This window comes from bacterium, assembly GCA_020440705.1.
In the GTDB taxonomy this organism is placed as follows: domain Bacteria; phylum Krumholzibacteriota; class Krumholzibacteriia; order LZORAL124-64-63; family LZORAL124-64-63; genus JAGRNP01.
Genome location: JAGRNP010000037.1, coordinates 23,789 through 30,455, shown reverse-complemented (window position 1 = coordinate 30,455; position 6,667 = coordinate 23,789). Strand labels below are relative to the sequence as shown.

At 69.4% G+C, this 6,667-nt stretch carries 6 protein-coding genes; 4 read left to right on the top strand and 2 right to left on the bottom strand.

Translation table 11 applies throughout. From position 1 onward, the window contains the following. Positions 1-235: 235 nt before the first annotated feature. On the bottom strand, positions 236-658 hold the full coding sequence (locus KDM41_07800; protein MCB1183322.1) for a hypothetical protein: 423 nt from the start codon (positions 656-658) through the stop codon (positions 236-238). Between the two features lie 230 nt (positions 659-888). On the opposite strand from KDM41_07800, the gene KDM41_07795 reads away from it, so the two are divergent. From KDM41_07795 to KDM41_07785, 3 genes are all read left to right on the top strand, one after another. Beyond that, positions 889-1,473 (top strand): exonuclease domain-containing protein, encoded by a 585-nt coding sequence (locus tag KDM41_07795; protein ID MCB1183321.1) that lies wholly within the window; start codon positions 889-891, stop codon positions 1,471-1,473. An 84-nt stretch (positions 1,474-1,557) separates the two neighbouring features. Then, positions 1,558-2,148 carry a hypothetical protein gene (locus tag KDM41_07790; protein ID MCB1183320.1) on the top strand — a complete coding sequence of 197 codons (591 nt, stop codon included), beginning with the start codon at positions 1,558-1,560 and terminating at the stop codon, positions 2,146-2,148. Between the two features lie 86 nt (positions 2,149-2,234). Next, positions 2,235-3,500, top strand: a complete 1,266-nt coding sequence (locus KDM41_07785) for a hypothetical protein (GenBank protein ID MCB1183319.1) — start codon at positions 2,235-2,237, stop codon at positions 3,498-3,500. On the opposite strand, the gene KDM41_07780 is transcribed toward KDM41_07785, so the two are convergent. Then, positions 3,497-3,904 (bottom strand): hypothetical protein, encoded by a 408-nt coding sequence (locus KDM41_07780; GenBank protein ID MCB1183318.1) that lies wholly within the window; start codon positions 3,902-3,904, stop codon positions 3,497-3,499. The two genes, KDM41_07785 and KDM41_07780, sit on opposite strands and share 4 nt — an antisense overlap. Positions 3,905-4,212: 308 nt before the next feature. On the opposite strand from KDM41_07780, the gene KDM41_07775 reads away from it, so the two are divergent. After that, a complete protein-coding gene (locus tag KDM41_07775; GenBank protein ID MCB1183317.1) occupies positions 4,213-6,555 on the top strand; it encodes a transketolase in 2,343 nt (780 codons plus the stop codon). Positions 6,556-6,667: the final 112 nt, after the last annotated feature.

Genomic DNA, 6,667 nt, shown 5'->3' with positions numbered 1-6,667 from the left:
CCGGTGCGCCTGGCCGGGCCGAGATCAAGGCGCGATTCCGCCGCCGTAGCCGGAGCTACGGCAAGGGATCGCAACGCAGAGATCGGCTTGGCCAGGCGTACCGCGTGCCGGGAGGAGTTTTTCAACAGCCTGCTAGACGCGGAGGCGACCGCCCCGGTGGCGGTCGCCCCCAGCGGATCAGCCGACACTGCCCGGGGCCGATCCGGATGCGATGGTCTGGCGACGACGGTCCGCCCTACATGGGCGGGCCGTTGCCGTTCTGCAGCAGCTGCAGCATCTCCTGACGCAGGCGGAACGCCTCGTCGAATCTCCCCTCGAGCCGCGCATACCGGATGCGCACCTTCAGCACCGACAACTGCCGGTCGATGTCCAGGGCCGCCAGACGCAGCACGAGGCGCTCGACCTCGGCCTCGTCGGTGGCCGCCGCCAACTCGGCCAGCAGCGCGTTTTCGACGGCCACGCTGGCTTCGTTGATGCCGTGGATCTCGAGGAACATGGGAGAAAGCTGGAGGACGGCGATCCCCCGGGGAACCTGCAGGGGGTCCTGCGGATCCGGGACGAACGCCGGGAGCCCTTCTTCGCGGTACGATTCGGCCACGGCCGGCGTCACGGCGAGAAGGACCATGCAGACAACCACCAGGGGGATCAGGAATCTCATGACGAAACCTCCTGTTTGGGGCCCGGTTGGTTGTTAATATATTAGCAGAGATCGAGCACCCACCGCAACGCAAAAATTATGATATTATATAAACTCAAGCGGCGAAATCGGTTGAGTGTATTCAAAAATGGGGCAGCCAGCCCCAGGGCGGACGGCTTTTTCTTGACCCGGCCTGCGCCGCCCCGAACATTGGAGGGCTTCGGCCCGGTCCCCCGAACGAAAGCGGCGCCATGCGCTACACCACCGACATCGTCGTCATCGATCTGGAAGCCAGCTGTCCCGCCGAGGACCAGGGCAACAACACCATCGAGCGCAGCAGCATCATCGAGATCGGCGCCGTGCGTCTCGACCGGCGCAGCCTCGAGGTGGTCGACGAGTTCAGCGAGCTGGTGCGCCCCGAGGACCACCCCATCCCGCCCTTCATCACCGACATCACCGGCATCTCGCCGGCCATGGTCGCCGACAGGGACACCTTCGCCGCCGTGGGGCCCCGCTTCCTGGCGTGGTACGGGCCGCGCAACAAGGCCATCATCGCGGCCTTCGGCGCGTACTACGACATCCCGCTGCTGCGCAAGGAGTGCGACCGCTACGGCCTGGACTACCGCTCCCACATCGCCGGCGGCGCCTTCGACCTGCGGGCCGTTGCCACCGTGTGGCTGGCCGCCAACGACCACCGCACCAGCGGCCTGACCCTCGAGTCGATCCTCGCCCGCATGGACCTCGCCGAGCGCTTCACGGCCCACCGCGCCGTCGAGGACGCCCGGGCGGCGGCGGCGGTGCTGCAGATGCACCATCTGGGTCGGGCGCTCGACTAGCGCCTCGCCGCGAGCGGATTGCTTGCCGCCCCCCGACCGTGCTATGATGATCAGGCCTGTTCATCCCGGGATTGGAGGAATCTCATGTTGAACCGCTCCGTCATCGGCCTCGGGCTCGCGCTCCTCTTCGCATCGACGGCGAACGGCGGCGAGCTCGTCACCGTGCCGCTCGACCTCGGCGCGCCCGCACTGTATCTCGATCAGGGTGGCGTCGACCTGGCCTTCGACGCGTCGCGCGCCCTGGAAGACGTCACCGCCGTGCGGCTGCACGTGACGGGACGCTACCCGAGCCTGCGCGTCGTGTGCTGGCAGGACGGCAACTTCGCCGGCGCGCAGGAGGGCGACGGCGACGCGGGCCTCGTCCAGGCCCTGGTCGCGGACGGCACGGCCCTCGGCTCCGCCGCGTACGTCTTCGGCGCGACCACCGACGGCAGCGAGACGTTCGACCTGGAGCTGGAGTTCGTGACGCCCCCCGCCGGCTGGGATTTCCTGGCGGGAGGGCTCGGCACGCTGCGGCTGGTCGGGCTGGGCTGCGTCGAGTTCCCGGCCTATCCGACCGTGTGCCTTTGCGAGCACTCGGCCGTCGTGGAATCGGCGGCGCTCGAGATCCAGCTCGGCTCGCCGGTGGCCACCGCGCGCGAGAACTGGGGAGCGGTCAAGGCGCGCTATCGCTAGCGTGTGACGGTCCGTCGCAACCCGAGGGGGTGTCGCTGCGTCTGCAGGTCGTCGCCACCCCCTGCTCCCCGTCGCAAAGGACCGCCGTGCGCCACCGACTCCTCCTGATCGGATTCCTCTGGACCCTCTCGCTCGCGGTCGCCGCCGGCCAGGCGGCGGGCGATCCGGCGCCCAACGCGGGCTTCCTCTACGGCACCGTCACCCTCGACGACGGCGGCAAACTCACGGGCTATCTGCGCTGGGAGGACGAGGAGGCGTTCTGGGACGACCTCTTCCATTCCCGCCAGCGCGACGTCAAGTGGGACGACTACGCCGACATGGAGGCCCTGGCGAAAGCCCGCCGGCAGGAGTACTACCGCAACCACGGCCTGATCGATCGCATCGCCTACGCCCTGGAGAACCGGGACGGCGAACGCGAGCTGCGGCGCCTGTTCGTGGCGCGCTTCGGCGACGTGGCGGCGATCCGGGTCGACGCCGACGAGGCGATCGCTCTCGAGATGAACGAGGGCACCCTCTACCCCGTGCGCGGCCATTCCAACGACGTCTCCCAGGACATCATCGTCACCACCGCCGACGGCGAGACCCACGACCTGGACTGGGACGAGTTCCGCGAGATCCGCTTCGCCCAGGCGCCAGCCGACCTGGCGCCGCCGGCCGCTCGCCTCTGGGGCCACGTCCGCAGCCGCGAGGGGTCGTACGAGGGCTTCATCCAATGGGACAAGTCCGAGTGCGTGGACACCGACATCCTCGACAGCGACGAGGAGGATCTCGCCATGGGCGACCTCGCCGAGCTGAGGCGCGTGCCGGGCGGCAACTCCGAGGCCACCCTCCGCGACGGGCGCGTGCTCGCCCTGAGCGGCTCCAACGACGTCGGCAACGGCAACCGCGGGGTCGTCGTGGAGACCACCGATCGGGGCCGGCTGACGATCCCCTGGGACCTGTTCGAGAGCGCCGCGTTCGCCACCGGCCACGGCAGCGGTCCCGGACGTGACGCCTACGCCGGCGACGGCCCGCTGCGGGGGGCGGTCACCGACGCCGACGGCCGCACCTGGCGCGGCCGCCTGGTCTTCGATCTGGACGAGGCCCGGACCGGCGACCTCTTCAACGGGAACTCGGCCATGGGCACGGCCTACGACATCCCCTTCCGCCTGATCGCCACCATCGAGCCGACCGCGCCGGCGGCGGTGCGCGTCGGGCTGCGCAATGGGATCGTGCTGGACCTGCAGGGAGAGCAGGACACCGGCGACGGGAACGCCGGCGTGCTGGTGTGGGAGACGCCGGACGCCGCTCCCCGGCACATCCTGTGGAGCGACGTCCGCAGGATCGGGTTCGAACCCTTCGTGATCGACTAGCTGCCCTCGGCCAGTTCCGCGAGCATGCCCAGCCCGCCGACCATGAACACCAGGGCGATGCTGCAGACCATCAGCACGATGTAGATGATGACCAGGATCTTCATGAGCCGGAAGCTGCGGCCGAGTTCGGCGAAGCCGGCGCTCAGTTCGGCCTCCGAGCGGCCCTGCCGGTAGTTCTCGAAGCGGTTGACGCCCTCGATGAAGCGGTGGGCGGCGATGATCAGCGGCACGCCGATGATCGCGCCGGCGATCGAGAGGCAGGTCAGGATCCCGTACACGAGTCCGACCCAGCCGACGAAGCGCATGTCCCCCAGCACGTTGCCGAATCCGGGGCCCATGGGGTGGGTCAGGGCGGACGACGGTCCGGGCGGCGGGGGCGGCGGAGGCGTGTGCATTTCGTCCATGACGGTCCTTTCGGCGGACGGGGCCCGCCGGGGGGCCCTTTTGCGGGGGTCGACGGCAACCCTACCACTTCCCCGGCCGGCCGCCTAGTTCGGGTCTGGCCAGATCCCCCGCGGAGCCCTAGAATCGCCGGCGCCGGGCCGATTGCCCTTGAATCCGCCCCCACGCGCGACCACATTTGTCGGGCGCCGGTCCGGCCGCGCCGCGCGGGGCGATCGTCCCTCGCGCCGGCCAGCGCATCGCCGCCGCATCGTCGTCTTCCCGTATCCGGCCCCCCGGGCCGCCGCCGCTGATCGAGAGGAGCATTCCGATGTCCGACGTCACCAGCCTCTTCAATGCCCAGAAGGAAAACTTCGCCCGCTGGGAGATCCTCAAGGACGTCATCGATCAGCAGATCGACCTGATGCTGAACTACCGCCAGAGCGGCCACCCGGGCGGCAGCCGCTCCAAGGTGCACTACTTCGTCTCGCTGCTGCTGAGCGGCGCCATGCGCTGGGACATCCGGCACCCCGAGAAGCGATTCGGCGACCGCTTCGTGCTCGTGGCCGGCCACTGCGTGCCGCTGGTGTACGCGACGCTGACCGTGTTCAACGAAGCGCTGCGGGTCATGTACGAGAAGACGGGCGACGCGAAGTACCTCGTCGGCGGCGGCGCCGACCGCATGATGACCTGGGAGGACCTGATCGGTTTCCGCAACCGCGACGGCCTGCCCGGCCACGCCGAGATGGCCGAGAAGAACCTCTTCGTGAAGTTCAACACCGGCCCGAGCGGCCACGGGGCGCCCCCGGCCGCCGGCGAGGCCATGGCCCTCAAGCACGCGCGGGCGACGGGTGTGAAGGTGTTCGGCTTCGAGGGCGAGGGCGGCCACACGGCCGGCTGCTGGCACGAGACCAAGAACTCGGCCTACGGCCTGGGCCTCGACAACCTGCACATGGTCATGGACTGGAACGACTTCGGCATCGACCCCCACGCCACCAGCAGCATCGTCCACGGCACCCCCGAGGACTGGTTCAAGCCCTACGGCTGGGACGTGTACGACTGCGGCAGCGGCAGCGAGTGGGAGGGCGTCACGCGCGGCCTGCTCGAGATGACGCACGGCGGCGGCACGCCCCTGCGCCCGAGCATGCTCTTCGGCCGCACCACCAAGGGCCGCGGCTACCACAAGGTCGACGCCCCGAGCCACGGCTCGCCGCACAAGATGAACAGCGACCTGTTCTGGCAGTGCCGCGACGACTTCAGCGCCGTCTACGGCGCCGAGTGGGTCGGCCGGGGCGAGGGCGCGCCCAAGGGCGAGGCCCTGCGCGAGCAGTTCGCCGCCAACATGAACGTGGCGCTGGACGTGCTGCGCGGCAACGACGACCTGGTCGCCTACCTGGCCGACCGCCTGGTCGAACTGGGCGAGAGCGTCCCGGCCGAGATCGAGGGCTTCCGCCTGCCCGTGGCGAAGAATCCCCTGCACGACGAGACGCTGTTCGACATCGCGTCGTATCCGGCCGAGATGTGGGCCAAGCCCGGCGAGAACCAGCCCAACCGGGCCGGCTTCGCGCGCTGGGGCAGCTACATCAACAGCCTCTGCCAGACGAAGTACGGCCGGCCGCTGTTCCTCGTCTGCAGCGCCGACCTGGCCGGCTCGACGAACATCGCCGGCTTCGGCGACGACTTCGGCGACATGAAGAACACCGGCTGGTACACGCGGGACAAGAACCCGGACGGCGTGATCCTGCCCCAGGGCATCACCGAGTTCGCCAACGCCGGCATCATGGTGGGCGCGGCGTCGGTGAACATGTCCGACGACCCGGAGAACGACTTCAACGGCTACTACACCGCCTGCAGCACCTACGGCAGCTTCAGCTACCTGAAGTACGGCGCCATGCGCCTGTACAGCCAGCTCGCCCAGGACTGCGAGCTGAAGGTGGGCAAGGTGATCTGGGTCGCCGGACACAGCGGTCCCGAGACGGCCGAGGACAGCCGCACCCACTTCGGCATCTTCAGCCCGGGCACGACGCAGCTCTTCCCGGACGGGCACGTCATCGACATCCACCCCTGGGAGTACAACGAGGTGCCGGTGATGCTGGCGGCGGCCATGAAGACCGACCGGCCCATCGTGGCCCTGCACCTGACCCGCCCCGGCGTGGAGATTCCCGACCGCGCGGCCCTCGGGCTCGGCTCGTACGAGCTGGCGGCCAGGGGCGCCTACGTGCTGCGCGGCTACAAGGCCGGCCTGCCGCACCAGGGCGTGATCATGGTCCAGGGCACCATGAGCACCTACAACCTGATCCGGGCCCTGCCCGCCATCGACGCCGCCGGCGTGAACGTGAAGATCGTGGCCGTGCCCAGCCCGCAGCTCTTCGACCTGCAGGACGAGGCCTACCAGGATTCGGTGATCACCGCCGCCGACATGATGAACAGCACCTACGTGACCAACCGGTCGCGGCGCACCATGAAGGACTGGATCTTCAACCCCCTGGCCGACCGCTACGCCATGACCAGCGACTGGGACGACATGTGGCGGCCGGGCGGCTCGGTCGACGAGGTGTGCGAGAGCGCGGGCATCGACCCGGAGAGCTTGGCGCAGGGCGTGATCGCCTTCGCCGAGGACTACGAGGGCCGCATGAACGAGCTCGATCACCTGCTGAAGGCAGCCAAGAGCTGAGGTTCCCGGCCACCGATCGGACGTGCGCAGGCCCCGCCCGGCGGGGCCTGCGTGCGTCGGGCTTGTCCCCCGGGCGGTGTCGGTCTATCCTGCGGGGAGTTCGAACCCCAGC

Excerpts from the sequence above, each read along its gene's own strand:
- KDM41_07800 (MCB1183322.1), bottom strand. The coding sequence starts at position 658 with ATGAGATTCCTGATCCCCCTGGTGGTTGTCTGCATGGTCCTTCTCGCC.
- KDM41_07795 (MCB1183321.1), top strand. The coding sequence starts at position 889 with ATGCGCTACACCACCGACATCGTCGTCATCGATCTGGAAGCCAGCTGT.
- KDM41_07790 (MCB1183320.1), top strand. The coding sequence starts at position 1,558 with ATGTTGAACCGCTCCGTCATCGGCCTCGGGCTCGCGCTCCTCTTCGCA.
- KDM41_07780 (MCB1183318.1), bottom strand. The coding sequence starts at position 3,904 with ATGGACGAAATGCACACGCCTCCGCCGCCCCCGCCGCCCGGACCGTCG.
- KDM41_07775 (MCB1183317.1), top strand. The coding sequence starts at position 4,213 with ATGTCCGACGTCACCAGCCTCTTCAATGCCCAGAAGGAAAACTTCGCC.